Origin of the sequence: Streptomyces pactum, assembly GCF_016031615.1 — a bacterium.
GTDB lineage: Bacteria > Actinomycetota > Actinomycetes > Streptomycetales > Streptomycetaceae > Streptomyces > Streptomyces pactus.
Window position 1 is genome coordinate 6,148,155 of record NZ_JACYXC010000001.1, and the last position, 24,327, is coordinate 6,172,481.

Sequence of the window (24,327 nt, forward strand, 5' to 3'; positions counted from 1 at the left end):
AGGTCGCACGGTGGCCGAAGTCCCATGGCCCGGTGTGATCTTGTTCGCGGATATACCATACCGAACCGGACATTCAGCCTTGTATGCGGTACTCCTCCAGCAGGCGGCGGCCGATGATCATTTTCTGAATCTCGGCGGTCCCTTCACCGATGAGAAGCATCGGTGCCTCCCGGTAGAGGCGCTCGATCTCGTACTCCTTGGAGAAGCCGTAGCCGCCGTGGATGCGGAACGCGTCCTCCACGACCTCTTTGCAGTACTCCGACGCGAGGTACTTCGCCATGCCCGCTTCGAGGTCATTGCGCTGGCCGGAGTCCTTCTTCCGGGCCGCGTTGACCATCATCGCATGGGCCGCCTCGACCTTTGTCGCCATTTCGGCGAGTTTGAACTGGATGGCCTGGTGCTGGGCGATGGGCTTGCCGAAGGTGCTTCGCTGCTGTGCGTACGCAACGCCCAGCTCGAAGGCGCGCCGGGCGACACCGCAGCCGCGGGCCGCCACGTTGACCCGGCCCACCTCCACCCCGTCCATCATCTGGTAAAAACCTCGCCCGGTGGCCCCGCCGAGCACCCGGTCGGCCGGGACCCGCACCCCGTCCAGGATCAGCTCGGTGGTGTCGACGCCCTTGTACCCCATCTTCTCGATCTTGCCGGGGACGGTGAGACCCGGCCGGACCTCGCCGAAGCCCGGCTCCTTCTCGATCAGGAAGGTGGTCATCGACCGGTGCGGGGCGGTCCCCTCCGGGTGCCCCTCGTCGGTCCGGCAGAGCACCGCCACCAGCGAGGAGGTGCCGCCGTTGGTCAGCCACATCTTCTGTCCGGTCAGGACGTACTCGTCGCCGTCCCGCACGCCCTTGGTGGTGATCGCCGACACATCGGAGCCGAGCCCCGGCTCGGACATCGAGAAGGCGCCGCGGATATCGCCCAGCGCCATCTTCGGCAGGAAGTGGTCCTTCTGCTCCTGGGTGCCGTGCTGCTTGAGCATGTACGCGACGATGAAGTGGGTGTTGATGATGCCCGACACGCTCATCCAGCCGCGGGCGATCTCCTCCACGCACAGCGCGTAGGTGAGCAGCGACTCACCCAGCCCGCCGTACTCCTCGGGGATCATCAGCCCGAAGACGCCCAGCTCCTTGAGACCCTCCACGATCTGCGTCGGGTACTCGTCCCGGTGCTCCAGCTCGGTGGCGACCGGGATGATCTCCTTGTCCACGAAGTCGCGGACGGTGTGCAGGATCTCCTGCTGGATGTCGGTCAGTCCGTCGGTCTGCGCCAGCCGTCCCATGTCACTTCCCCTGTTCCCGCGGTTCCGGCCGGCCGGGCTGCTCGCCGCCGCGCTCCTCGATGTAGGTGGCGGTCGGCACCATCACCTTGCGCCGGAAGACACAGACCAGCGTGCCGTCCTGCTTGTACCCCCTGGTCTCGACGTGGACCACGCCGCGGTCGCTCCTGGACCGCGAGGGGGTCTTGCCGAGCACCGTGGTCTCGCCGTAGACGGTGTCCCCGTGGAAGGTCGGCGCCACGTGCCGCAGCGACTCGACCTCCAGGTTGGCGATCGCCTTGCCCGACACGTCCGGCACCGACATGCCCAGCAGCAGCGAGTACACGTAGTTGCCGACCACCACGTTCCGGCCGAAGTCGGTGGTCCGCTCCGCGTAGTGCGCGTCCAGGTGGAGCGGGTGGTGGTTCATGGTGAGCAGACAGAACAGATGGTCGTCGTACTCGGTGACGGTCTTCCCCGGCCAGTGCTTGTAGACGTCACCGACGGTGAATTCCTCGTAGGTGCGGCCGAACTGCATCGCTTACGCCTCCGGGGCCTGGAACGTGGACGTACGGGTCATCCCGGCGGCGCGGCCCTTGCCCGCGATCACCAGGGCCATCTTCCGGCTCGCCTCGTCGATCATCTCGTCGCCGAGCATCGCCGAGCCCTTCTTGCCGCCCGCCTCGGAGGTGTGCCACGCGTAGGCGTCGAGGATCAGCTCGGCGTGGTCGTAGTCCTCCTGGGAGGGCGAGAACACCTCGTTGGCCGCCTCCACCTGGCCGGGGTGGAGCACCCACTTGCCGTCGAAGCCCAGCGCCGCGGCGCGCCCGGCCACCTCCCGGTAGCCCTCCACGTTCTTGATCTGGAGGAAGGGGCCGTCGATCGCCTGGAGGTCGTGGGTACGGGCCGCCATCAGGATGCGCATCAGGATGTAGTGGTACGCGTCCGCCGGGTAGCCGGGCGGCTGCATCCCCACCACCAGCGACTTCATGTTGATGGAGGCCATGAAGTCGGCCGGGCCGAAGATGATCGTCTCCAGCCGGGGCGAGGCGCCGGCGATCTCGTCGACGTTCACCAGGCCCTTGGCGTTCTCGATCTGCGCCTCGATGCCGATCCGCCCGACCTCGAAGCCCATGGTCTTCTCGATCTGGGTGAGCAGCAGGTCCAGCGCCACGATCTGCTGGGCGTCCTGGACCTTGGGCAGCATGATGCAGTCCAGGTTCTGGCCGGCGCCCTCCACCACCGTCACCACGTCCCGGTACGTCCAGTGCGTGGTCCAGTCGTTGACCCGCACCACCCGGGTCTTGCCGGTCCAGTCGCCCTTGTTCAGGAAGTCCACGATGGTGTGCCGGGCACCTTCCTTGGCCAGCGGCGCGCACGCGTCCTCCAGGTCCAGGAAGACCTGGTCGGCCGGGAGGCCCTGGGCCTTCTCCAGGAAGCGCGGGTTGCTGCCCGGCACGGCCAGGCAGGAGCGGCGCGGGCGCAGCCGGTTCACCGGGGAGGAAGAGGACTCGGTCATGCGGGGACCTCCAGGGGGTCGAGCTTGTTCGCTGTCCGGATCTGATCGACGATACGGCCGATGATCTCAGTGATGCCGAAGTCCTTCGGCGTGAAGACGGCGGCCACCCCGGCCTCACGGAGCGCCGCCGCGTCGGCGGCGGGGATGATCCCGCCGGCGATGACGGGGATGTCACCGGCCCCGGCCCGGCGCAGCCGGTCCAGCACGTCCGGCACCAGGGCGGCGTGCGAGCCGGAGAGGATGGACAGGCCCACGCAGTGCACGTCCTCGGCCACCGCGGCCGCCACGATCTGCTCCGGGGTGAGCCGGATGCCCTGGTAGACCACCTCGAAGCCGGCGTCCCGGGCCCGTACCGCGATCTGCTCGGCGCCGTTGCTGTGCCCGTCCAGGCCCGGCTTGCCGACCAGCAGCCGCAGCCGGCCGGTGCCCAGCTCCGCGGCGGTCCGTTCGACCTTGGCGCGCACCGCCGCCAGCGGGGTGCCGGCCTCGGCGGTGACCGCGACCGGCGCGCCGGACACCCCGGTCGGCGCCCGGTACTCGCCGAAGACGTCGCGCAGCGCCCAGGTCCACTCGCCGGTGGTCACGCCCGCCCGGGCGCACTCCAGGGTGGCCGCGAAGAGGTTCTCCTCGCCCGCCGCGGCCTTCTTCAGCGCCGCCAGAGCCGCCTGGGCACGGTGCTCGTCCCGCTCGTCCCGCCACCGGTGCAGGGCGGCGACCACCCGGGCCTCGTTCTCCGGGTCCACCGTCTGGATCGCGGTGTCCAGGTCGGCGGTGAGCGGGCTGGGCTCGGTGGACTCGAAGCAGTTGACGCCGACGATCTTCTCCTCGCCGGCCTCGATCCGGGCCCGCCGCCGCGCGTGCGAGGCGACCAGCTCGGACTTGAGGTAGCCCGACTCCACGGCGGCCATCGCACCGCCCATCTGCTGGATGCGGTCGATCTCGGCGAGGCTGTCGGCGACCAGGGACTCCACCTTCGCCTCGACCACGTGCGACCCGGCGAAGATGTCGTCGTACTCCAGCAGGTCGCTCTCGTGCGCCAGCACCTGCTGGATGCGCAGCGACCACTGCTGGTCCCAGGGGCGGGGCAGACCCAGCGCCTCGTTCCAGGCCGGGAGCTGCACCGCGCGGGCGCGGGCGTCCTTGGAGAGGGTGACGGCGAGCATCTCCAGCACGATGCGCTGGACGTTGTTCTCCGGCTGCGCCTCGGTCAGCCCCAGCGAGTTGACCTGGACGCCGTAGCGGAAGCGCCGCTTCCGGGGGTCGGTGATGCCGTACCGCTCCCGGGTGATCGTGTCCCAGACACGGCCGAAGGCGCGCATCTTGCACATCTCCTCGACGAACCGGACCCCGGCGTTGACGAAGAAGGAGATCCGGCCGACGACGTCGCCGAACCGCTCCGGCGGCACCTGGCCGGAGGACCGCACCGCGTCCAGCACCGCGATGGCGGTGGACATCGCGTAGGCGATCTCCTGCACCGGGGTGGCCCCGGCCTCCTGCAGGTGGTAGCTGCAGATGTTGATCGGGTTCCACTTCGGCAGGTGCGCCACCGTGTGGCTGATCATGTCGGTGGTCAGCCGGAGCGAGGGGCCGGGCGGGAAGACGTACGTCCCGCGCGACAGGTACTCCTTGACGATGTCGTTCTGGGTGGTGCCCTGGAGCCGGGAGATGTCGGCGCCCTGTTCCTCGGCGACCACCTGGTAGAGCGCGAGCAGCCACAGGGCGGTCGCGTTGATGGTCATCGAGGTGTTCATCCGCTCCAGGGGGATGTCCTGGAACAGCCGGCGCATGTCACCGAGGTGGGCCACCGGGACCCCGACCCGGCCCACCTCGCCGCGGGCGAGCACGTGGTCGGGGTCGTAGCCGGTCTGCGTCGGGAGGTCGAACGCCACCGACAGGCCGGTCTGGCCCTTGGCGAGGTTGCGCCGGTACAGCTCGTTGGAGGCCTGGGCGGTGGAGTGCCCGGCGTACGTCCGCATCAGCCACGGACGGTCCTTCTCACGCTCCGTCATGAACGCGGTCCTGCCCCTCGGGTGGTCAGATGTTCCGGAACCGGTTGATGGCGTCGATGTGGCGGGCGCGCATCTCGTGATCACGCACACCCATACCCTCCTCGGGGGCCAGGCAGAGCACGCCGACCTTGCCCTGGTGCAGGTTGCGGTGGACGTCGTAGGCGGCCTGGCCGGTCTCGGCCAGGGTGTACGTCTTCGACAGCGTGGGGTGGATCTTCCCCTTGGCGATCAGGCGGTTGGCCTCCCACGCCTCGCGGTAGTTGGCGAAGTGCGAGCCGACGATCCGCTTGAGCGACATCCACAGGTAGCGGTTGTCGTACTCGTGGCGGTAGCCGGAGGTGGAGGCGCAGGTGACGATGGTGCCGCCCTTGCGGGTGACGTAGACGCTGGCGCCGAAGGTCTCCCGGCCGGGGTGCTCGAAGACGATGTCCACGTCCTCGCCGCCGGTCAGTTCGCGGATGCGCTTGCCGAAGCGCTTCCACTCCCGGGGGTCCTGGGTGTGCTCGTCCTTCCAGAACCGGTAGTCCTCGGCATTGCGGTCGATGATCGCCTCGGCGCCCATCGACCGGCAGATCTCCGCCTTCTGCGGGGAGGAGACCACACAGATCGGGTTGGCGCCGCCGGCCAGGGCGAACTGGGTGGCGTACGAGCCCAGGCCGCCGCTGGCACCCCAGATCAGCACGTTGTCGCCCTGCTTCATCGCGGCGCCGTTGCGGGACACCAGCTGCCGGTAGGCGGTGGAGTTGACCAGGCCCGGCGCGGCGGCCTCCTCCCAGCTGAGGTGCGCCGGCTTGGGCATCAGCTGGTTGGACTTCACCAGCGCGATCTCGGCCAGGCCGCCGAAGTTGGTCTCGAAGCCCCAGATGCGCTGCTCGGGGTCGAGCATGGTGTCGTCGTGGCCGTCGGCACTCTCCAGCTCCACCGACAGGCAGTGGGCCACCACCTCGTCGCCGGGCTTCCAGGCGTTGACCCCGGGGCCGGTGCGCAGCACCACGCCGGCCAGGTCGGAGCCGATGACGTGGTACGGCAGGTCGTGCCGCTTGGTCAGCGGGGAGAGCTTGCCGTACCGCTCCAGGAAGGCGAACGTCGAGACCGGCTCGAAGATCGACGTCCACACGGAGTTGTAGTTGACCGAGCTGGCCATCACGGCGACCAGGGCCTCGCCCGGGCCGAGTTCGGGCACCGGGACCTCGTCCAGGTGGAGGGACTTGCGCGGGTCCTTCTCCCGCGTGGACAGGCCGGCGAACATCTCGGCCTCGTCCTTGTGCACGGTGATCGCGCGGTACGACTCGGGCAGGGGCAGGGCCGCGATGTCCGCTGGCGTGCTGTCGGTCGCGAGGATCGCGTCCAGGATCTCGTTCACGTGGGCCTCCGGCGAAGCGTTTGGGGACGCTTGGGGGAACGCAGGGGTCGGGTCTGAAGGGTGTGGTGCGGTGCCGTCGGTTCGGCGGAGGTGGAGCTCGGCGGTGCGCTGGTGACGCGGGGTCCCCGGACCGGACGGGGCCGGGGAGGTGCCTGTGACGCAGGCGTCCGGACGCGCAGGCGTACTGCGGGGACAGCCGGCGCCCGGCGGCCCGTACCCCGGACGTTCGCCCGGGGGATGCCTCCGGTGTGCCGGTCGCCCGGACGTCCTTCACGTTATGGCACGCCGTGCCAGCGTTCAAGACACTGGGTGCCAACAATTTCTCTCAGCTGTCATACGCGCTGCACACATGAGCAAAACGGCCACCCCGGGGAGGGGCGGCCGTGACGGCGCGTGTGGGGTTGTGTGCGAATCGGTGAGCCGGGGGGAGGGTGCGGCCGGAGCCCGGGCGTGGGCGCGGCCGGCGCCCGGGTGCGGGTGCGGGCGGTCGCCGGGCGGCCGCTGCGGCACGGCGGGCGCGCCGGTGCCGGGGGCGGCCGGTTTTTCCGGGCGCGGGTCTCCGAGGACCGGACGGGGGGCGGCGCCGGGGCGGGGTCCGGGCACCGGGGCCCGCGGGGCGGCGCGGGGCCGGGCAGGGGCACCGGACCGCCGGACGGGCCGGACCGTGCGCGGGCGCGGCGGGTGCGGCAAGGCGGGCGTGCGTCGGTGTCGGGCGCGGGTGGCCGTGGGGGGCGCGGGTGGCCGGGGACCGGACGGGGGCGGCGCCGGGTCAGGCCCCGGGCGCCACGGTCGGCGGGGCGGACCCGGGCCGCAGTCCGAGTCCGGAATCCGCGGGGGCGGCGCCGGGGCCGGGGCCCGGGCGCCGGTGTCCGGGGCGGACCGGGTCAGCGCTTGAGGGCCCGTTCGATGGCCCGCATCACCTCGTCCAGCGGGGCGTCGGTGCGCGCCACCGCCACCAGGACCTCGCTGTCCTTGGAGACGGTCGCGGCCGGCCCCCGGCCGGGCTCGGTACGGCCGGCCCCGATCCCGGTCCCGAAGGTCTCCCGCACGATCGCGAAGGCGTGGTCCAGCTGGGCCTCCACATCGCCCTGCCCGCCCGCGCGCAGCCAGCGCCGCAGCACGTGGTTGTGGGCGGTGACCACGGCGGACGCCGCCACCTCGGCCAGCAGCGGGTCGTCGTCCCCGGCCTGGTGCGCGCCCTCGTCGAAATGGCCCAGCAGGTACCGGGTGAACAGCCGCTCGTACCGTGCCACCGAGGCGATCTCGGCCTCCCGCAGCGCCGGCACCTCACGGGTCAGCCGGTAGCGCTCCACCGAGGCGGCGGGCGAGGCGGCGTACATCTTCATGACCTCTTTGATGCCCCGGCACACGGTGTCCAGCGGGTTCTCGTGCGCCGGCGCCGCCTCCAGCACCGCCTCGGCCCGCACCAGGGTGTCGTCGTGGTCCGGGAAGATCGCCTCCTCCTTGGAGCGGAAGTGGCGGAAGAACGTGCGCCGGGCGACCCCCGCGGCCGCCGCGATCTCGTCGACCGTCGTCGCCTCGTAGCCCTTCGTCGCGAACAACTCCATCGCGGCGGCGGCCAGTTTGCGGCGCATGGTCAGACGCTGGGCCGCGGCACGGCGGGCGCCGGCGCTCTCGCCGCTGTCGGACGAAGACGTTCGGTTCGAACGGGCGGACTTCACGGGCTGGGACATGTGGGGAACGTAACACGCCGGTGAGTGCGTGTGCCGGGGCGGACCGCCGGCCGGTTCCAGCAGCCCGCCCCAGCCCGGATCCGGGTCAGGCCTTCGCATACTCGCGGAAGCCGCGGCCGGTCTTCCGCCCCAGGCAGCCCGCCGCCACCAGGTGCTCCAGCAGCCGGGCCGGGGCCAGGCCCGGATCACGGAACTCGCGGTGCAGCACCTTCTCGATCGCCAGCGACACATCCAGCCCGACCACGTCCAGCAGCTCGAACGGGCCCATCGGGTAGCCGCCGCCCAGCTTCATGGCGGTGTCGATGTCGTCCGGCGAGGCGTAGTGCTCCTGGACCATCTTCACCGCGTTGTTCAGGTACGGGAACAGCAGCGCGTTGACGATGAATCCGGCCCGGTCCCCGCAGTCCACCGGGTGCTTGCCGAGCGTCCCGCACACCTCCCGGACGGTGGCGTGCGCCGCGTCGGAGGTGAGCACCGTACGCACCACCTCCACCAGCTTCATCGCGGGCGCCGGGTTGAAGAAGTGCATCCCGATCACGTCCTGCGGGCGGGAGGTGGCCCGGGCACAGGCCACCACCGGCAGCGAGGAGGTGGTGGTGGCCAGCACCGCCCCCGGCCGGCACACCGCGTCCAGCTCCGCGAACAGCCGCTGCTTGACCTCCAGGTCTTCGGCGACCGCCTCCACGGCCAGGTCCACGTCCGCGAACGCCGCCCACGACCCGGCCGGGGTGATCCGGTCCAGCGCCTCCTGCCGCGCCGTCGCGGTCAGCCGCCCCTTGGCCACCGACCGCTCCAGGGACCGCCCGATCCGGGCCTTGGCCCGCTCGGCCCGGGCGGCGTCGCGGCCGGCGAGCACCACCTGGTACCCGGCCTTGGCGAACACCTCGGCGATGCCGCCGGCCATGGTGCCCGAGCCGGCCACCCCGACCCGGCGCACCGGGCGGGCGCCGCCGGCGGCCTCTTGGGGCGCGGCCGGGGTGAGTCCGTCGGGCACCACCTCGGCACTGCCCGGGGCGGCGTAGGTGTAGAAGCCGCGGCCGGCCTTGCGGCCGGTGAGCCCGGCCGCGCTCAGCTGCCCCAGCACCGGTGCCGGTGCGTGGAGCCGGTCCCGGGACCGTTCGTACATCGCCTCCAGCACGGTCCGCGCGGTGTCGATGCCGATCAGGTCCAGCAGCGCCAGCGGCCCCATCGGCAGCCCGCAGCCCAGCCGCATCGCGGCGTCGATGTCCTCCCGGGTGGCGTACCGGGACTCATACATGGCCGCGGCCTGGTTGAGGTAGCCGAAGAGCAGGCCGTCGGCGACGAAACCGGGCCGGTCGCCCACCGCCACCGGCTCCTTGCCCAGTTCCCGGGCGAGCGCGGTGACCGCGGCCACCGCCGTGGGGGAGGTGAGCACCGAGGAGACCACCTCCACCAGCCGCATCGCCGGCGCGGGGTTGAAGAAGTGCAGTCCGACCACGCGCTCCGGGTGCGCCGACTCCGCGGCCAGCCGGGTGACCGACAGCGCGTTGGTGCCGGTGGCCAGGATCGCGTCCGGCCGGACCACCGCGTCCAGCGCGGCGAACACCTCCCGCTTGAGGGAGTGGTCCTCCGGCACCACCTCGACGACCAGGTCGGCGGCGGCCGCCGCGGCCAGGTCCGGGGCGGTGCCGAACCGGGCGAGCGCCTCCGCGCGCTCCGGCCCGGTGAGCCGTCCCCGGGCCACCGCGCGGGCGGTGGAGGACTCCAGCGCGGCGACGGCCCGCCGCGCGGCCGCCTCCTGGACGTCGATGCCGATCACCCGGCGGCCGGACCGGACCAGCACCTCGGCGATGCCGGTGCCCATGGTGCCCAGGCCCACGACGGCCACGGTCCGCAGCGCGGCGGCGGGGGACGGGTCGGGGAGCGCGGCACAAGAAGGGGGCGGGGGGAGGGGGAGTTGGCGGTGGAGAGACGGCCCATGGCGAGACTCCATAGGTGAGTTCCCCGGCGACGGGGAGAAGTGACGACTGGGGGAACGCCCGATCCGCGAACACCGAACCCGAGCGTTCGCGGGAAAGGGAGTTATGTGCTCCTGGGCGGGCACCACTGGTCGTAGACAACCCGCGAAGAAGGCGTGTGGCGGGCCCTGTCCCGGGGCCGCACCGTGGCTGAGTGCCGAACCGACGTCACTCCTGGCGGCTGCGTCACCAGGCCGCCCGAGCAGGAGGACTGCTCGTGTCCGGGAGCTTAACTCGCCGGTAACCGGGAACGCCAGAGCTCGTCAGGACTCTCGCGCTGTGGCGCGCGCCACGGCGCGCTGCCACATGGGGAGGGATCGGGTCATGGAAGACGACTTCCGCGCACTGGCCGACAGGGTGCGGGCTTCACTCACGTCCCCCGAGGAGACCGCCGCGTACGCATCGCTGCTGGCCCTCGTCCGGGACCGCACCCCCGCTGCGCGCGAGAAGCTCGCCCGTGTCCTGGTCGCGCCCGAACAACCACTGTGGGCCCGGGAGACCGCGGCCTACGTGCTGGGCAGCGCCGGGGACCGGCGGGCCTTCGAGACGCTGGTGCTGATGCTCAACTACCGGGACCCGGTGCGCTGTGTCACCGCCGCCCGCGCCCTGGCCCGGCTGGGCGACCCGCGCACCGCCCGGGCCGCCGCCGCGCTGGCCACCAACCCGGTCCGCACCCACTACGCGCTCCACCCCATCCGGCTGCTGGTCGAACTGCGCGCACCGGAGTCGGTGCCGGCGCTGATCGCCACCCTGGAGCGGCTGCTGGCCGCCCGTGACCACCACTGGCCCATCGCCCGCGCCTGTGTGGAGGGGCTCGGCGCGCTCGGCGACCCCCGGGCCATCCCGGTGCTCACGCTGGCGAGTTCCTACCCCCAGCTGACCGCCGCCGCCTCCGCCGCGCTGGCCCGCGCAGAGGCCCACCCGGACGCCCGGGCGGCCTCCGGCACCGGCCCCCGCCGGGAGGGCCGGTCCGGTCCGGGCGCCCCGGGCACCGCCGGCGGGCGGTCCGGCCGGGAGCCCGGCGCGGCCGGCCGGCCGGCCCCCGGGGCCCGCTCCGGCCCGGGTGCCCGCCCCGGTCACGGCGGGCGGCCCCGCCCCGGCCGGCGGCCCGGGGCGGGGTGACTTGACCTTGACGCCGGCGGCAGGGTTCGACACTCCCGCCATGACGCGAACGCCACACCGCATCAGCGGCTCCGACCCCGCCCGCACCACGCGGCCCACCGGTCACACCGACCCCGGCGACCGGGCCGGGCACACCGGCCCCGGTGACCCCACCGACCCCGCCGGAACCCCGGCTCACACCGGCCCCATCGGTTACGGCACGCCGGACCTGCGCGGGAAGGTCGCCGTGGTCACCGGGGCCGGCACCGGCATCGGACGGGCCACCGCCCGTGCCCTGGCCGGCGCCGGGGCCGAGGTGGTGGCCCTGGGCCGCCGCCCGGAGCCGCTGGCCGCAACCGCCGAGGGCCACCCCGGGGTGCACCCGCTGCCCGCCGACATCACCGCCGACGGCGCGCCCGAGGAGATCGTCCGGCGGGTGCTGGCGGACCACGGACGGCTGGACGTCCTCGTCAACAACGCCGGTGTGGTGCGCCCCGGCACCTTCGGCGAGGTCACCCGCGAGCTGTTCGGGCTCCAGCTCGCCACCAACCTCGTCGCCCCGGCGCTGCTCGCCCAGGCCGCGCTGGAACCGCTGGCGGAGGCGGGCGGGGTGATCGTCAACGTCAGCACCGCCGTCGGCCTGCGCGCCTGGCCCGGCGGGTGGGTGTACGCCTCCACCAAGGCGGCCCTGGACACCCTCACCCGCAGCTGGGCGGTGGAGCTGGCACCGCGCGGCATCCGCGTGGTGGCGGTGGCCCCCGGTGCCGTCGAGACCCCGATCGGCGAGCACGGCGGATTCACCCCCGAGCAGCGGGCCCGTACCCGGGAGTGGCAGCTGGCGAACACCCCGGCCGGCCGCGTCGGCCACCCCGGGGAGGTGGCCTGGGCGATCACCCAGCTGGCCTCGCCCGGAGCCTCCTTCGTCACCGGGGTGGTGCTCCCGGTGGACGGCGGCGCGGTCGTCGGCTGACGCCCGCGCGGCGCCCGGTCCCCGCCGTCCCCACCGCCCCCGCCCTCCGGCGGACGCTTCTGCCGTTCGGTGGAGGCTCCCGCCCTTTGGTAGAACAGGCGGCGAGGAGGTGGCGCGGGTGCGCATCGGTGAACTGGCCCGGAGGACCGGCACGACGCCCCGCGCGCTGCGCCACTACGAACAGCAGGGGCTGATCGGCTCGGACCGGGCGGCCAACGGCTACCGGGAGTACCCCGAGCGGGCGGTGCGACGGGTGCGCAACATCCGCCACCTGCTCGACGCCGGCCTCACCCTGGAGGACGTGCGGTTCTTCCTGCCCTGCCTGGACGGTGACGTCACCGCCGGCCCGGCCGGGGCGGAGGGGCTACGCATCGCCCGCGACCGGCTGGCGGTGCTCGACGCCCGGATCGAGGCGCAGACCCGGGTGCGCGACCGGCTGGCCCGCGCGGTCGCCGAGGCGGAGGCCGGAGCCGTGGCCCCGGCGGGTGCCGGCGCGGGGGTCAGGGCCGCCGGTCCTCCGCGGTGATCGCCAGCGCCTCCACCTCCAGCAGCAGTTCGGGCCGGACGAGCGCCGCCACCTGCACCGCCGAGCCGGCCGGCGGCCGTGCGGTGTCGATCACCTCGTCCCGCGCCCGGCGGACCGCCGGCAGGAACGCCATGTCGGTGACGAAGTAGGTCAGCTTCACCACGTCGGCGAAGGTCGCCCCGGCCGCCGCCAGGCAACGGCGCAGGTTCTCGAACACCTGCCGGGCCTGGGCGTCCGGGTCGCCCTCGCCGACCAGTCGTCCCTGCTCGTCGAGGGCGATCTGCCCGGAGACGGCCACCAGGCGGCCGGTGCCCCAGACGACGTGGCTGTAGCCGTTGCCGGGGGCGACGCCCGCCGGGGCGGCCACATGGCTGAGCCGGGTCATGCTGTCTCCTCGCGGTTCACGGAAGGTACGGCCGGACCGGTCGCCCGGCACCGGCCGATCATGACTCACAGCAGGGACAGCTGGGTGGCCGGGGGTGGGCCGTCCGGTGCCGGGGCAGGCCGGGACACCCGGCGGGCCGCCCCGGCCGGCGCCGGGCCGATGCCGTACTCCGCGGCCAGTTCGTGCACCTGCCGGGTGATCCGCCGCTGGTACGCCGTGGGCGCGTAGGCGCCGTTCGCGTACAGCGCCTCGTAGCGCGGCACCAGTCCCGGGTGGTGGCGGGCCAGCCAGGACATGAACCACTCCCGGGCGCCGGGCCGCAGGTGGAGCACGAGCGGGGTGACCGAGGTGGCCCCGGCCGCCGCCACCGCCCGCACGGTGTCCCGCAGCTGGTCGGGGCGGTCGCCCAGCCAGGGGATCACCGGTGCCATCAGCACCCCGCACGGGATGCCGTGGGCGGTCAGGGTGCGCACCACGTCCAGCCGCCGGCCGGGGGAGGGCGTGCCCGGTTCGACCGTGCGCCACAGCTCCGGGTCGGTGAAGCCGACCGAGACCGAGACCCCCACGTCGGTCACGTCCGCCGCCGCCCGCAGCAGCTCCAGGTCGCGCAGGATCAGCGTGCCCTTGGTGAGGATGGAGAACGGGTTGGCCCGTTCGGTGAGCGCGGCCAGGACGCCGGGCATCAGCCGGTACCGGCCTTCCGCCCGCTGGTAGCAGTCCACGTTGGTGCCCATGGCGACGTGCTCGCCGCGCCAGCGGGGGGACGCCAGCTCCCGGCGGAGCAGTTCGGGGGTGTTGGTCTTCACCACGATCTGGGAGTCGAACCCCAGCCCGGTGTCGAGGTCGAGGTAGCCGTGGGACTTGCGCGCGAAACAGTAGACGCACGCGTGGGTGCAGCCGCGGTAGGGGTTGACCGTCCACTCGAACGGCATCCGGGAGGCGCCCGGCACCCGGTTGAGGATCGACCGCGCCCGCACCTCGTGGAAGGTGATCCCCCGGAACTCGGGGGTGTCGAAGGTGCGGGTGGTCACCGCACCGGCGCCGAAGAGGGCGGGGGCGGCGGCTCCGCCGTCGGGGGCGAGGTTGTCCCAGCGCATCGTCACTACCTCCGTCACCCCCCGTCGGCCGTTCTCGTTCAGAATAGAACATATGTTCGTCATCGACTCGGTCAACCCCTGATTTGGGCGGTCCGGCCGCTGGTGATTGGCTGGCCGGGGCGGCGGACGCCGCCGGTGCGACACAGGAGGAGGAAGAGCCATGGGGCAGGTCGAGGCCACCACGGAGCGGGTCGTCAGGGGCAAGCCGGAGGACGTGTTCGACGCCCTCGCCGACTACCGCGGAACGCGCCCCGAACTGCTCCCCGAGCAGTTCAGCGAGTACGAGGTGCGCGAGGGCGGCGACGGCGCGGGCACCGTGGTGCACTGGCGCCTGCAGGCCACCAGCAAGCGGGTGCGCGACTGCCTGCTGGAGGTCACCGAGCCCAGCGAGGGGCAGCTGGTGGAGAAGGACCGCAACTCCTCCATGGTCACCACCTGGACCGTCACCCCGGCCGGGGAGGGGCTCTCCCGGGTCACCGTGACCAGTGTCTGGAACGGCGCCGGCGGCATCGGCGGCTTCTTCGAGCGGACCTTCGCGCCCAAGGGGCTCGGCCGCATCTACGACGCCGTACTCGCCCGGCTGGCCGAGCGGTTCGAGAAGTAGCCCGCCCCCGGCCGGAGCGGCCGTCACCGGTTCGAGTGGTTTTCCCGGCGCGCCGGTGAGGCGGTGCCGTCCCTCCGACCGGGGAGAAAGCCGGTTGCGTCCCTCTCGTCGGTGAATTACCGCCCCTGAGCGAAGTTGCTCGCCATTGTCGCGTAATGCGAGAAATGGGCGGCGGCGTAGTGCGACGAAGGGGAGAGGTATACGTGGGCATCACCTTGCTCAGGGACGACGAGTGGCCGGACACACCGGCCGGCACCGGGACACTCCCCGGGGTCGTCCCCGAGGCCCCCTCCCGGCACCCCCGTTCGGCCCCCGGCCGGCCGGCCGCCGCCCCGGCGGACCCGGCCCCGCCGCCCGGCCCCGCCCCGGTGCCGGGGCCGGGCGCCCGCCCGCCCCCGGCGCCCACGGTCCCGGCGGCCCCTGCGGACCCCCCGCGGGCCGCCGCCGAGGGCCAGGCACCGGTCCCGCTCTCCCCGGCCAGGGTCCGGATGGTCTTCCTCGGCCTGATGCTCACGCTGCTGCTGGCGGCGCTCGACCAGACCATCGTGGCCACCGCGCTCCCCGAGGTCGTCGGCGACCTGCACGGCCTGGACAAGATGTCCTGGGCCGTCACCTCCTACCTGCTGTCCTCCACCGTCGTCCTGCCCATCTACGGCAAGGCCGGGGACCTCCTGGGCCGCAAGAGCGTCTTCGTCTTCGCGATCGCGGTCTTCGTCGTCGGCTCCGCCTACGCGGGCTGGGCCGACACCATGAACCAGATGATCATCGGCCGGACCATCCAGGGCGTGGGTGGCGGCGGGCTGATGATCGGGGTGCAGGCGATCATGGCGGACATCGTGCCGCCCCGCCGCCGCGGCCACTACATGGGCATCATCACCGGCACCTTCGGGCTCGCCTCGGTCGCCGGCCCGCTGCTCGGCGGCTTCTTCACCGACCACGCCTCCTGGCGCTGGTGCTTCTACATCAACATCCCCTTCGGCCTGGTCACCCTCGCGGTGGTGCTCACCGTCCTGGACCTGCCCCGGCCCGCCGTCCGGCCCCGCTTCGACGTGGTCGGCGCCGCGCTGGTCACCGTCGCCACCACCTGCCTGGTGCTGCTCACCAGCTGGGGCGGCACCGAGTACGAGTGGGGCTCCGGGGTCATCCTGGGCCTGGCGGCCGGAGCCGCGGCCTCGGGGGCGCTGTTCGTGCTGGTCGAGCACCACGTCCCCGAACCCCTCCTGCCGCTGCGCCTGTTCCGGGACTCCACCTTCAACATCACCGCGGTGGTCGGCGCGCTGTCCGGGCTCGCGCTGTTCGGCGCCGCCAACTACCTGCCGACCTTCCTCCAGATGGTCGACGGCGCCAGCGCCACCGAGTCCGGCCTGCTGATGCTCCCCATGATGGGCGGCCTGGTGCTCGCCTCCGCCGTCGCCGGGACCATGGTCAGCCGCACCGGCCGCTACCGCGTCCACCCGATCGTCGGCGGCGCCCTGTCGGCCGTTGGCATGTGGCTGCTGTCGCTGCTGGACGAGGACACCCCCCGGCTGGAGTACAGCCTGTGGATGGCGGTGCTCGGCGTGGGCGTCGGACTGGTGATGCCGGTGCTGGTGCTCGCCGTGCAGAACGCCGCGGACCCCGCCGACCTCGGCGCGGCGACCAGCGCCAACAACTACTTCCGGCAGATCGGCGGCAGCATCGGCGCCGCCGTCTTCGGCACCCTGCTCGCCGACCGCGTCGCCGACCGGATGGCCCAGGAGCCGCCCGCCGCCGAAGGGCCGTCCGACGTCCCGCTCCCCGACCCCGAGTCCATCACCCCCGAGATGGTGCACGCGCTGCCCGCCGCCGTGCGGGACACCTACATCGGCGCGTACGCCGACGCCATGCCGCGGATCTTCCTCTACCTCGTGCCGGTGCTCGTCCTGGGCTTCCTGCTCGCCTTCCTCCTCAAGGAGAAACCCTTGGTCTCCACCGACCACGCCACCGACCCCACCGCCGACCAGAGCGTCCCCCAACGCCCGCCTCAACGGCAGCGTGCCGCCCCCGCCCCGGCCGGCGCCCCGCCGTGCGCCGGGATCCCGGTGTGCGGCACCGTCGCCCACCCCGATGGCACCACCGTGCCGCGCGCCGCGCTCACCCTCATCGACGTGGCCGGCCGGCAGATCGGCCGCGGCGCGACCGGCAGCGACGGCCGGTACGCGCTGAGCACCCCCGGCGCCGGCTCCTACGTGCTGATCGCCTCGGCCGGCGGCCACCAGCCGCAGGCGGTCACGGTGTCCGTCGGTGAACGCCCGGTGGAGCTGGACGTGGTCCTCGGCGGCGCCGGACGGCTCGCGGGGACGGTCCGCACCGCCGACGGCACGCCGGTGCGCGACGCCATGGTCACCCTCACCGACGTCCGCGGCGAGGTCGTCGCCTCCACCCGCAGCGGCCGGGAGGGCGGCTACGTCATCACCGAGCTGGTCGCCGGCGAGTACACCCTCGCCTCCAGCGCCCCCGCCTTCCGCCCCACCGCCCTCCCGGTGACCGTGCAGGCCGCCCGGGAGACCCGCCAGGACATCGAACTGGCCGGCGGCGCGGTGCTGCGCGGGGTGGTGCGGGCCGGCGGCGGACGGCTGGTGGAGGACGCCCGGGTCACCCTGCTGGACGCCGCCGGCAACGTGGTGGACACCGTGACCACCGGCCCGGACGGGTCGTTCCGCTTCATCGACCTGTCGGCGGGCGAGTACACCGTGATCGCCGCCGGTTACCCGCCGGTCGCCACGGTGCTCCAGGTCGCCGGCGGCGGCCGGACCGAACGCGACCTCCAGCTCGGGCACGAGGACGGCTGACCGGCACCGGTCCCCCTCACCCGTTCGGGCTCCGGCGGTGGCCGGGGCCCGAACGGTTGTCCACAGCCCGTTGTCCACAGCCCTGGTCCGGCCGTTCGACGGCGCGTAACGTGATGAGGCATGAAGATCCGCACGCCGTCCGGCCGGGGCCCCGGGACCGCCCCCCGCGTCGCGGCCCCCCGGTGCCCCGGACACCGCCGGTCCCCGCCGCGCGGCGGCCGGCGCGCACCGCCGCCCCGGTGCCGGGAGCGGTGCCGCGTGAAGATCCTCATCAGCGCCGACATGGAAGGCGCCACCGGTGTCACCTGGCCCGCCGACGTGCTGCCGGGCACCCCGGAGTGGCAGCGCTGCCGACGGCTGTTCACCTCCGACGTCAGCGCGGCGATCACCGGCTTCTTCGACGGCGGCGCCGACGAGGTGCTCGTCAACGAGGCCCACTGGACCATGCGGAACCTGCTGCTGGAGGAGCTGGACGAGCGGGCGGCCATGCTCACCGGCCGGCACAAGAGCCTCAGCATGGTGGAGGGCGTGCAGCACGGTGACGTGGACGGCATCGCCTTCGTCGGCTACCACACCGGGGCCGGCACCGAGGGGGTGCTCGCCCACACCTACCTGGCCAACTCCGTCACCGGGGTCTGGGTGGACGGCGTCCCGGCGAGCGAGGGCCGGCTGAACGCCCTGGTGGTCGCCGAGTTCGGGGTCCCGGTGGTGCTGGTCACCGGGGACGACCGCACCTGCCTGGACGCCGAGGGGTACGCCCCCGACGCCCGCAAGGTGGCGGTCAAGGACTACGTGTCGCGGTACGCGGCCGTCTGCCGGACCCCGGCGCGCACCGCGGCCGACATCCGCGCCGCGGCCGCGGAGGCGGTGGCCCTGGCGCGGCGGCACGACCCGGTGCGCGGCGGGCCGTTCACCGTGGAGCTGGAGTTCGACGCCGAGCACCTGGCCGGGGCGGCCACCGTCGTCCCCGGGGTGGAGCGCAGCGGCGAGCGGCGGGTGGCCTACACCTCGCCGACCATGTACGAGGGAATCCGGTGCTTCAAGGCGGTCACCACCGTCGTGTCGGCAGCGGTGGAGGAAGCATATGGCTGACCGTGAGGAAGCGATCGACGCGCGGGCGCTGGAGGAGGTGGTGCGGTTCACCTCCGAGCTGATCCGCATCGACACCACCAACCGGGGCGGCGGCGACTGCCGCGAGCGGCCGGCCGCCGAGTACGTCGCCGAGAAGCTCGCCGAGGCGGACATCGCCCCGACCCTGCTGGAGGACGAGCCGGGGCGCACCAACGTGGTGGCGCGGGTGCCCGGACGGGACCCGGGTGCCGGCGCCCTGCTGGTCCACGGCCACCTGGACGTGGTGCCCGCCGAGCCGTCCGACTGGACCGTGCACCCGTTCTCCGGGGAGATCCGGGACGGCGTGGTCTGGGGCCGGGGCGCGGTGGACATGAAGAACATGGACGCGATGATCCTCGCCGTGGTGCGTGCCTGGGCGCGGGCCGGGGTGCGCCCCCGCCGGGACCTCGTGCTCGCCTTCACCGCCGACGAGGAGGACAGCGCCGCCGTCGGCTCCGGCTTCCTCGCCGACCGGCACGCCGGGCTCTTCGAGGGCTGCACCGAGGGCATCAGCGAGTCCGGGGCGTACACCTTCCACGCCGGACCCGGCCGCCGGATCTACCCGATCGCGGCGGGGGAGCGCGGCACCGCCTGGCTCCGGCTCACCGCCCGCGGCACCGCCGGTCACGGCTCGAAGGTCAACCACGCCAACGCGGTCAGCCGGCTGGCGGCGGCGGTGGCACGGATCGGCGAGTACCGGTGGCCGGTACGGCTCACGCCCACGGTCCGGGCCGCCCTGGTGGAGCTGGCCGCGCTCCAGGGCGTGGAGGCCGCGCCGGAGGCCCCCGACTTCGATGTGGACGCGCTGCTGGAGAAGCTCGGCCCGGCCGCCGCGCTGGTCGAGGCGACCGTACGCAACAGCACCAACCCGACGGTGCTGGAGGCCGGCTACAAGGTCAACGTCATCCCCGGCAGCGCCACCGCGTACATCGACGGGCGGACGGTGCCCGGCGGCGAGGAGGAGTTCCGGGCCACCCTCGACCGGCTCACCGGGCCCGGTGTGGACTGGGACTTCCACCACCGGGAGACCGCCCTCCAGGCCCCGGTGGACACCCCGGTGTTCGCGGCGATGCGGGCCGCGGTGGAGCGCTTCGACCCCGACGGCCATGTGGTGCCCTACTGCATGTCCGGCGGCACCGACGCCAAGCAGTTCTCCCGGCTGGGCATCGCCGGATACGGCTTCTCCCCGCTGAAGCTCCCCGAGGGCTTCGACTACCAGGCGCTCTTCCACGGTGTGGACGAGCGGGTCCCCGTCGAGGCGCTGCACTTCGGCGTCCGGGTACTCGACCACTTCTTGCAGGAGGCATGACCCATGGCGTCCACGGCCCCGTACGGGACCTGGAGTTCACCGATCGACGCCACGCTCGCCGCGTCCCACGACGGCAGGCCGGAGTTCGTGGGCGTGGTGGGCGAGGAGGTGTGGTGGACCGCGCCGCGCCCGGCCGAGGGCGGCCGGCGCACCCTGGTGCGGCGGCGCGCCGACGGCACCGAGGAGTCCGCGCTGCCCGCGCCGTGGAACGTGCGCAGCCGGGTGATGGAGTACGGCGGGGCGCCGTGGGCGGGCGCCGCGCGGCCCGGCACCGGCCCGCTGGTGGTGTTCGTGCACTTCGACGACCAGCGGATGTACGCCTTCGAGCCGGACGGCGGCGGCACGCCGCGGCCGCTGACCCCGCTCTCCCCGGTCGGCGGCGGCCTGCGCTGGGTGGACCTGCGGCTGCACCCCGAGCGCGGCGAGGTGTGGTGCGTCCTGGAGGAGTTCACCGGTGACGGCCCCACCGATCTGCGCCGGGTGATCGTCGCGGTGCCGCTGGACGGCTCGGCCGCCGAGGACCGCGCCGCGGTGCGTGAGCTCTCCGACGGGGCACACCGGTTCGTCACCGGGCCGGAGCTCTCCCCGGACGGACGGCGGGCCGCCTGGATCGCCTGGGACCACCCGCGGATGCCCTGGGACGGCACGGTGGTGATGGTCGCCGAGGTGACCCCCGGCGCCCCCTTCGGCGCGGCCCGGCCGCTGCTCGGCGACCTGTCGGCGGTGGGCGCCGCCCCGGGCGGCACGGCGGCCGGGGGCGGGGCACCCGGCGGCGGCGAGGCGGTGGCCCAGGTCGCCTGGGCCCCCGACGGCACGCTGCTGTACGTCTCCGACGCCACCGGCTGGTGGAACCTGTGGCGCGCCGACCCCACGGCGACGCCCCGGGCCGGGGACGGCGCCGTGCCCGGCACCCCGCTGTGCCCGCGCGAGGAGGAGTTCGGCGGGCCGCTGTGGCGCACCGGGCAGCGCTGGTGCCACCCGCTGGAGAGCGGGCTGGTCGCCGTCCTCCACGGCCTGGGCGGCAACAACCTGGGCATACTCGACCCGGAGACCGGCGACCTGGTGGACGTGGCCGGTCCGTGGACCGAGTGGGAACCCACGCTCGCGGTGCACGGCACCCGGGTGATCGGGGTCGCCGCGAGCCCGCGCACCGGCTACGAGGTCGTGGAGCTGGACACCTGTACCGGCCGGGCCCGGGTCATCGGCGCCGAGCACCGTGACGTCGTGGACCCGGCCTACTGCCCCGAGCCCCGGGCGCGGGTGTTCAAGGGCGTGGACGGCAGGGAGGTGCACGCCCACATCCACCTGCCGCACAGCCCGGACCACACCGGGCCGCAGGGCGAGGCCCCGCCGTTCGTGGTGTGGGCGCACGGCGGCCCGACCGGCCGGTCTCCGCTCGTCCTCGACCTGGAGATCGCCTACTTCACCTCCCGCGGCATCGGGGTCGCGGAGGTCAACTACGGCGGCTCCACCGGGTACGGCCGCGCCTACCGCGACCGGCTCCGGGGGAACTGGGGCGTGGTGGACGTGGAGGACTGCGCGTCGGTGGCGACCGCGCTGGCCGAGGAGGGCACCGCGGACCGCGCCCGGCTGGCCATCCGCGGGGGCAGCGCCGGCGGCTGGACCGCCGCCGCCTCGCTGGCCTCGACCACGGTGTACGCCTGCGGCACCATCATCTACCCGGTGCTGGACCTCGCCGACTGGGCGGACGGCGGCACCCACGACTTCGAGTCCCGGTACCTGGACAGCCTGATCGGACCGCTCGCCGAGGTGCCCGAGCGGTACCGCGACCGCGCCCCGGTGAGCCGCGCGGACCGTATCCGCGCACCGTTCCTGCTGCTCCAGGGGCTGGAGGACCCGGTCTGCCCGCCCGTGCAGTGCGAGCGGCTGCTGTCCGCGATCGCCGGACGCGGCGTCCGGCACGCGTACCTCACCTTCGCCGGCGAGGGCCACGGCTTCCGGCGGGTGGAGACGATGGTGAGCGCCCTGGAGGCCGAACTGTCGCTGTACGACCAGGTCTTCGGCCTGGGGCGGACCGATGTGCCGGTGCTCCCGCTGACCACCTAGGGGCGCCGGTCGGCACCCCGCCGGGTGTCCCGGTCCGGAGTGCCGGTCCCGCTGTCCCGCGGCTCCGGGCTCCGGCGGCCCTGCGGCCCCCGGCTCCGGCGGCCCGCGCGCCCGGGGCCGGCCGGGTGCCGGCCCGCACGCCCGGGCCGCGCCGGGTTGCCGGCCCACCCCTCCGGCAGTCGTGACGGTGGAGGCGTGGCGGAGAGGCCGCCGCCCGGCAGTCGTGACGAGGAACGCGCACCGGGGACGGGACGGCGGTGTGGCCCGGGCCGGGGCACACCGGCCCGGGCCGACCGACCGGCGGGCGCACCGCGTACCGCGTGCCCGGGGCGCACCGGCGGCCCGACCGGCGGGCGTACCGCGTGGACCTGCTCAAGCGAGCCTGGGCGAGGGGAACTTGAGCACCTCTCGCCCCGCCCGGTGCCCGGCGACGGTAGCGTGATCACCAGGGCACAGCCGTTCCGACGCACTGGGGGAGACCGATTCCATGACCGATGTCAGCGTGCTGGGGCACGATCCGCTGCCCGCGGCCGTCACCGCCGGCCGGCCGGGCCGGCCGCAGTCCTGGGTGCTCAGCGTCCCCGACTGCGGCGACGCCCTGGGCCTGGACCCGGAGAAGGTGCTCGACGCGGCCGAGCGGGAGCGGGCCGCCGGCTTCTACCGGGCCGAGGACCAGCAGCGGTACCGGGCCGCCCACGCCGGGCTGCGGGTGCTGCTGGGGGCGTACCTGGACCTGGACCCGGCCGCGGTGCGCTTCATCCGGGAGCCCTGCCCCGGCTGCGGCGAACCGCACGGCCGGCCCGCGGTGCCCGGCACCCCGCTCCACTTCAACATGTCCCACGCCGGTGACCTGGTGCTCTTCGCGTTCGGGGATGCGCCCATCGGTGCCGATGTGGAGAAGTTCCAGTCGCCGGAGACGGTCGCCCAGGTGACCGCCAGCCTCCACGCCCGGGAGCGCGCCGAGCTGGCGGGGCTGCCCGCGGCCGACCGGCCCGTGGCGTTCGCCCGCTGCTGGACCCGTAAGGAGGCGTATCTCAAGGGGCTGGGCACCGGGCTGTCCCGCGACCCCGCGCTGGACTACGTGGGCACCGGCCCGGACCCGGTCCCGGTGGGCGACTGGTCGCTGGTCGACCTGTCGCTGGACCACGTGAGCCCCGGCTACGCCGCCGCCTACGCGATCCTCGGCGTCACCCGGACGGCGTAGCCGGAGGCGGCCCGGGATGCACGCCGCACCGGGCCGAACATGCTGGACCCACAGAGACAGCGCGCGGCCGGGCGTCGTCCGGCCCGGCCGCCGCTCCGGCTCTCACGGAAGGTCCAGCCATGAGCCGCAGCAGACAGCGGGCCGGCGACGGCCGGCACGCGCCGGAGACCGCGCGGGGGTTTGCCACGCCCGCCCGGATCGCCACGCTCGTCATCGGGGTCCTCGCGCTCGTCTTCATCTTCCAGAACACCCGGAAGGTCAAGATCCGGCTGCTCGTGCCCGAGGTGACCATGCCGCTGTGGCTGGCCCTGCTGGGCGTGTGGCTGATCGGCATCCTCTGCGGCGCGTTCCTCTTCGGGCGCCGCCACCGCTGACGTCCACCGGTCCGGGGCCCGGAGCGGGGCCGGGGCGCGGCGTGCGCGAGGCCGTCGCCGGACCACGCCGGCCCGAGCGGAGCGGTGCCGTCCGTGGAGCGGTGCCGCGGCCGGGGCTGTCCGCGGCCGGGGCTGTCCGGTGCCGGGGCTGTCCGGAGCAGGGCCGGCCGGGGCCGCGGCCGTGCGGGGCCGACAGTGTCCGGAGCCGGCCGGCCGGTCCGGGGGCGGCCGGGGCCAGGGGCACCGGTGCGGTCCCTACGATGGCGCGATGTCCGATTCCCCGTATCTCGCGGTGGCCGCCCGGGCCGCCATCCGCCGTGTCGAGCGCCGGGACGGCGCGGAACTGATCCGCCGGGCCCGGGACAGCGTGGCGCTGCACCGGCCGTGGCTCTTCCCTCCGCTCACCGAGGACGCCTTCGCACGCCACTTCGCCCTGCTCCAGCAGCCGGACCGGGAGGGGTTCGTCGTCTGCGTGCCCGGGACCGGCGAGATCGCCGGCTTCGTCAACATCAACAACATCGTCCGGCACGGCTTCCAGTGCGGGGCGGTCGGCTACGGGGCGTACGCGCCCCACGCCGGGCGCGGCCACATGTCCGACGGTTTCGGGCTGGTGCTGCGGTACGCCTTCGGGCCGCTGGGCCTGCACCGGCTGGAGGCCAACATCCAGCCCGGCAACGACGCGTCGATCGGCCTGGTGCAACGGCACGGCTTCCGGCTGGAGGGCTTCTCACCGGACTTCCTCTTCATCGACGGCGCGTGGCGGGACCACGAACGCTGGGCGATCACCGCCGACATGCTGTCCGCCGCGCGGGGCGGCCCCGGCCGGCCGGGATAGCTGAGCCCCGCGGAGCCGCCGTCCGGCGCGTCGCACCGGAGTGCGTGGCGCGCGGTGGCCCGGACCGGGTGCGCTGACGAGCCGAGCGCGGAGCGAACGCCGAAACACGGCCCTTG

19 protein-coding genes and 1 pseudogene are annotated in these 24,327 nt (G+C 74.0%); 11 read left to right on the top strand and 9 right to left on the bottom strand.

Annotation, left to right across the window (positions count from 1 at the left end; translation table 11 throughout):
- Nucleotides 1-73 precede the first annotated feature (73 nt).
- The 7 genes from IHE55_RS24255 to IHE55_RS24285 all read right to left on the bottom strand — a co-directional run bounded on the left by IHE55_RS24255 (nucleotide 74) and on the right by IHE55_RS24285 (nucleotide 9,665).
- Nucleotides 74-1,279 (bottom strand): acyl-CoA dehydrogenase family protein, encoded by a 1,206-nt coding sequence (locus IHE55_RS24255; RefSeq protein WP_197990959.1) that lies wholly within the window; start codon nucleotides 1,277-1,279, stop codon nucleotides 74-76.
- 1 nt (nucleotide 1,280) lies between these two features.
- Entirely contained in the window at nucleotides 1,281-1,793 is a 513-nt protein-coding gene (locus IHE55_RS24260) for a MaoC family dehydratase (protein WP_197990960.1), read from the bottom strand.
- 3 nt (nucleotides 1,794-1,796) lie between these two features.
- Nucleotides 1,797-2,774 carry an HpcH/HpaI aldolase/citrate lyase family protein gene (locus IHE55_RS24265; RefSeq protein WP_197990961.1) on the bottom strand — a complete coding sequence of 326 codons (978 nt, stop codon included), beginning with the start codon at nucleotides 2,772-2,774 and terminating at the stop codon, nucleotides 1,797-1,799.
- Nucleotides 2,771-4,783 (bottom strand): ethylmalonyl-CoA mutase, encoded by a 2,013-nt coding sequence (locus IHE55_RS24270; protein WP_197990962.1) that lies wholly within the window; start codon nucleotides 4,781-4,783, stop codon nucleotides 2,771-2,773. The genes IHE55_RS24265 and IHE55_RS24270 overlap by 4 nt, the downstream gene beginning before the upstream one ends.
- A 25-nt stretch (nucleotides 4,784-4,808) precedes the next feature.
- A complete protein-coding gene (gene ccrA, locus IHE55_RS24275) occupies nucleotides 4,809-6,146 on the bottom strand; it encodes a crotonyl-CoA carboxylase/reductase (RefSeq protein WP_197990963.1) in 1,338 nt (445 codons plus the stop codon).
- A gap of 884 nt (nucleotides 6,147-7,030) precedes the next feature.
- A complete protein-coding gene (locus IHE55_RS24280; RefSeq protein ID WP_197990964.1) occupies nucleotides 7,031-7,840 on the bottom strand; it encodes a TetR family transcriptional regulator in 810 nt (269 codons plus the stop codon).
- A gap of 85 nt (nucleotides 7,841-7,925) precedes the next feature.
- Nucleotides 7,926-9,665, bottom strand: coding sequence for a 3-hydroxyacyl-CoA dehydrogenase family protein (locus tag IHE55_RS24285; RefSeq protein WP_232266779.1), 1,740 nt, complete (start codon nucleotides 9,663-9,665; stop codon nucleotides 7,926-7,928).
- A gap of 478 nt (nucleotides 9,666-10,143) precedes the next feature.
- On the opposite strand from IHE55_RS24285, the pseudogene IHE55_RS24290 reads away from it, so the two are divergent.
- From IHE55_RS24290 to IHE55_RS24300, 3 genes and pseudogenes are all read left to right on the top strand, one after another.
- A pseudogene (locus IHE55_RS24290) lies at nucleotides 10,144-10,728 on the top strand (HEAT repeat domain-containing protein); the annotation flags it as partial.
- Nucleotides 10,729-10,981: 253 nt separating this feature from the next.
- Complete coding sequence (locus IHE55_RS24295; protein WP_197990967.1) at nucleotides 10,982-11,890, top strand: SDR family NAD(P)-dependent oxidoreductase; 909 nt, start codon at nucleotides 10,982-10,984, stop codon at nucleotides 11,888-11,890.
- 118 nt (nucleotides 11,891-12,008) lie between these two features.
- Entirely contained in the window at nucleotides 12,009-12,416 is a 408-nt protein-coding gene (locus IHE55_RS24300; RefSeq protein ID WP_197990968.1) for a MerR family transcriptional regulator, read from the top strand.
- On the opposite strand, the gene IHE55_RS24305 is transcribed toward IHE55_RS24300, so the two are convergent.
- Complete coding sequence (locus IHE55_RS24305) at nucleotides 12,391-12,801, bottom strand: RidA family protein (protein WP_197990969.1); 411 nt, start codon at nucleotides 12,799-12,801, stop codon at nucleotides 12,391-12,393. The two genes, IHE55_RS24300 and IHE55_RS24305, sit on opposite strands and share 26 nt — an antisense overlap.
- Nucleotides 12,802-12,866: 65 nt before the next feature.
- Nucleotides 12,867-13,898 carry an Rv2578c family radical SAM protein gene (locus IHE55_RS24310; RefSeq protein ID WP_197990970.1) on the bottom strand — a complete coding sequence of 344 codons (1,032 nt, stop codon included), beginning with the start codon at nucleotides 13,896-13,898 and terminating at the stop codon, nucleotides 12,867-12,869.
- Nucleotides 13,899-14,058: 160 nt separating this feature from the next.
- On the opposite strand from IHE55_RS24310, the gene IHE55_RS24315 reads away from it, so the two are divergent.
- From IHE55_RS24315 to IHE55_RS24350, 8 genes are all read left to right on the top strand, one after another.
- On the top strand, nucleotides 14,059-14,502 hold the full coding sequence (locus tag IHE55_RS24315) for an SRPBCC family protein (RefSeq protein WP_197990971.1): 444 nt from the start codon (nucleotides 14,059-14,061) through the stop codon (nucleotides 14,500-14,502).
- A 164-nt stretch (nucleotides 14,503-14,666) separates the two neighbouring features.
- Nucleotides 14,667-17,312 carry an MFS transporter gene (locus IHE55_RS24320; protein ID WP_197990972.1) on the top strand — a complete coding sequence of 882 codons (2,646 nt, stop codon included), beginning with the start codon at nucleotides 14,667-14,669 and terminating at the stop codon, nucleotides 17,310-17,312.
- A gap of 258 nt (nucleotides 17,313-17,570) precedes the next feature.
- On the top strand, nucleotides 17,571-18,404 hold the full coding sequence (locus IHE55_RS24325) for a M55 family metallopeptidase (protein WP_197990973.1): 834 nt from the start codon (nucleotides 17,571-17,573) through the stop codon (nucleotides 18,402-18,404).
- Nucleotides 18,397-19,731, top strand: coding sequence for a M20/M25/M40 family metallo-hydrolase (locus IHE55_RS24330; protein WP_197990974.1), 1,335 nt, complete (start codon nucleotides 18,397-18,399; stop codon nucleotides 19,729-19,731). Before IHE55_RS24325 ends, IHE55_RS24330 begins: the two co-directional genes overlap by 8 nt.
- Nucleotides 19,732-19,734: 3 nt before the next feature.
- Nucleotides 19,735-21,798: a prolyl oligopeptidase family serine peptidase gene (locus IHE55_RS24335; protein WP_197990975.1), complete on the top strand. Its 2,064-nt coding sequence runs from the start codon at nucleotides 19,735-19,737 to the stop codon at nucleotides 21,796-21,798.
- Between the two features lie 487 nt (nucleotides 21,799-22,285).
- Nucleotides 22,286-23,002: a 4'-phosphopantetheinyl transferase family protein gene (locus IHE55_RS24340; protein ID WP_197990976.1), complete on the top strand. Its 717-nt coding sequence runs from the start codon at nucleotides 22,286-22,288 to the stop codon at nucleotides 23,000-23,002.
- A gap of 119 nt (nucleotides 23,003-23,121) precedes the next feature.
- On the top strand, nucleotides 23,122-23,376 hold the full coding sequence (locus IHE55_RS24345; RefSeq protein ID WP_197990977.1) for a LapA family protein: 255 nt from the start codon (nucleotides 23,122-23,124) through the stop codon (nucleotides 23,374-23,376).
- 268 nt (nucleotides 23,377-23,644) lie between these two features.
- On the top strand, nucleotides 23,645-24,211 hold the full coding sequence (locus tag IHE55_RS24350) for a GNAT family N-acetyltransferase (protein WP_197990978.1): 567 nt from the start codon (nucleotides 23,645-23,647) through the stop codon (nucleotides 24,209-24,211).
- The last annotated feature ends 116 nt before the right edge of the window (nucleotides 24,212-24,327 follow it).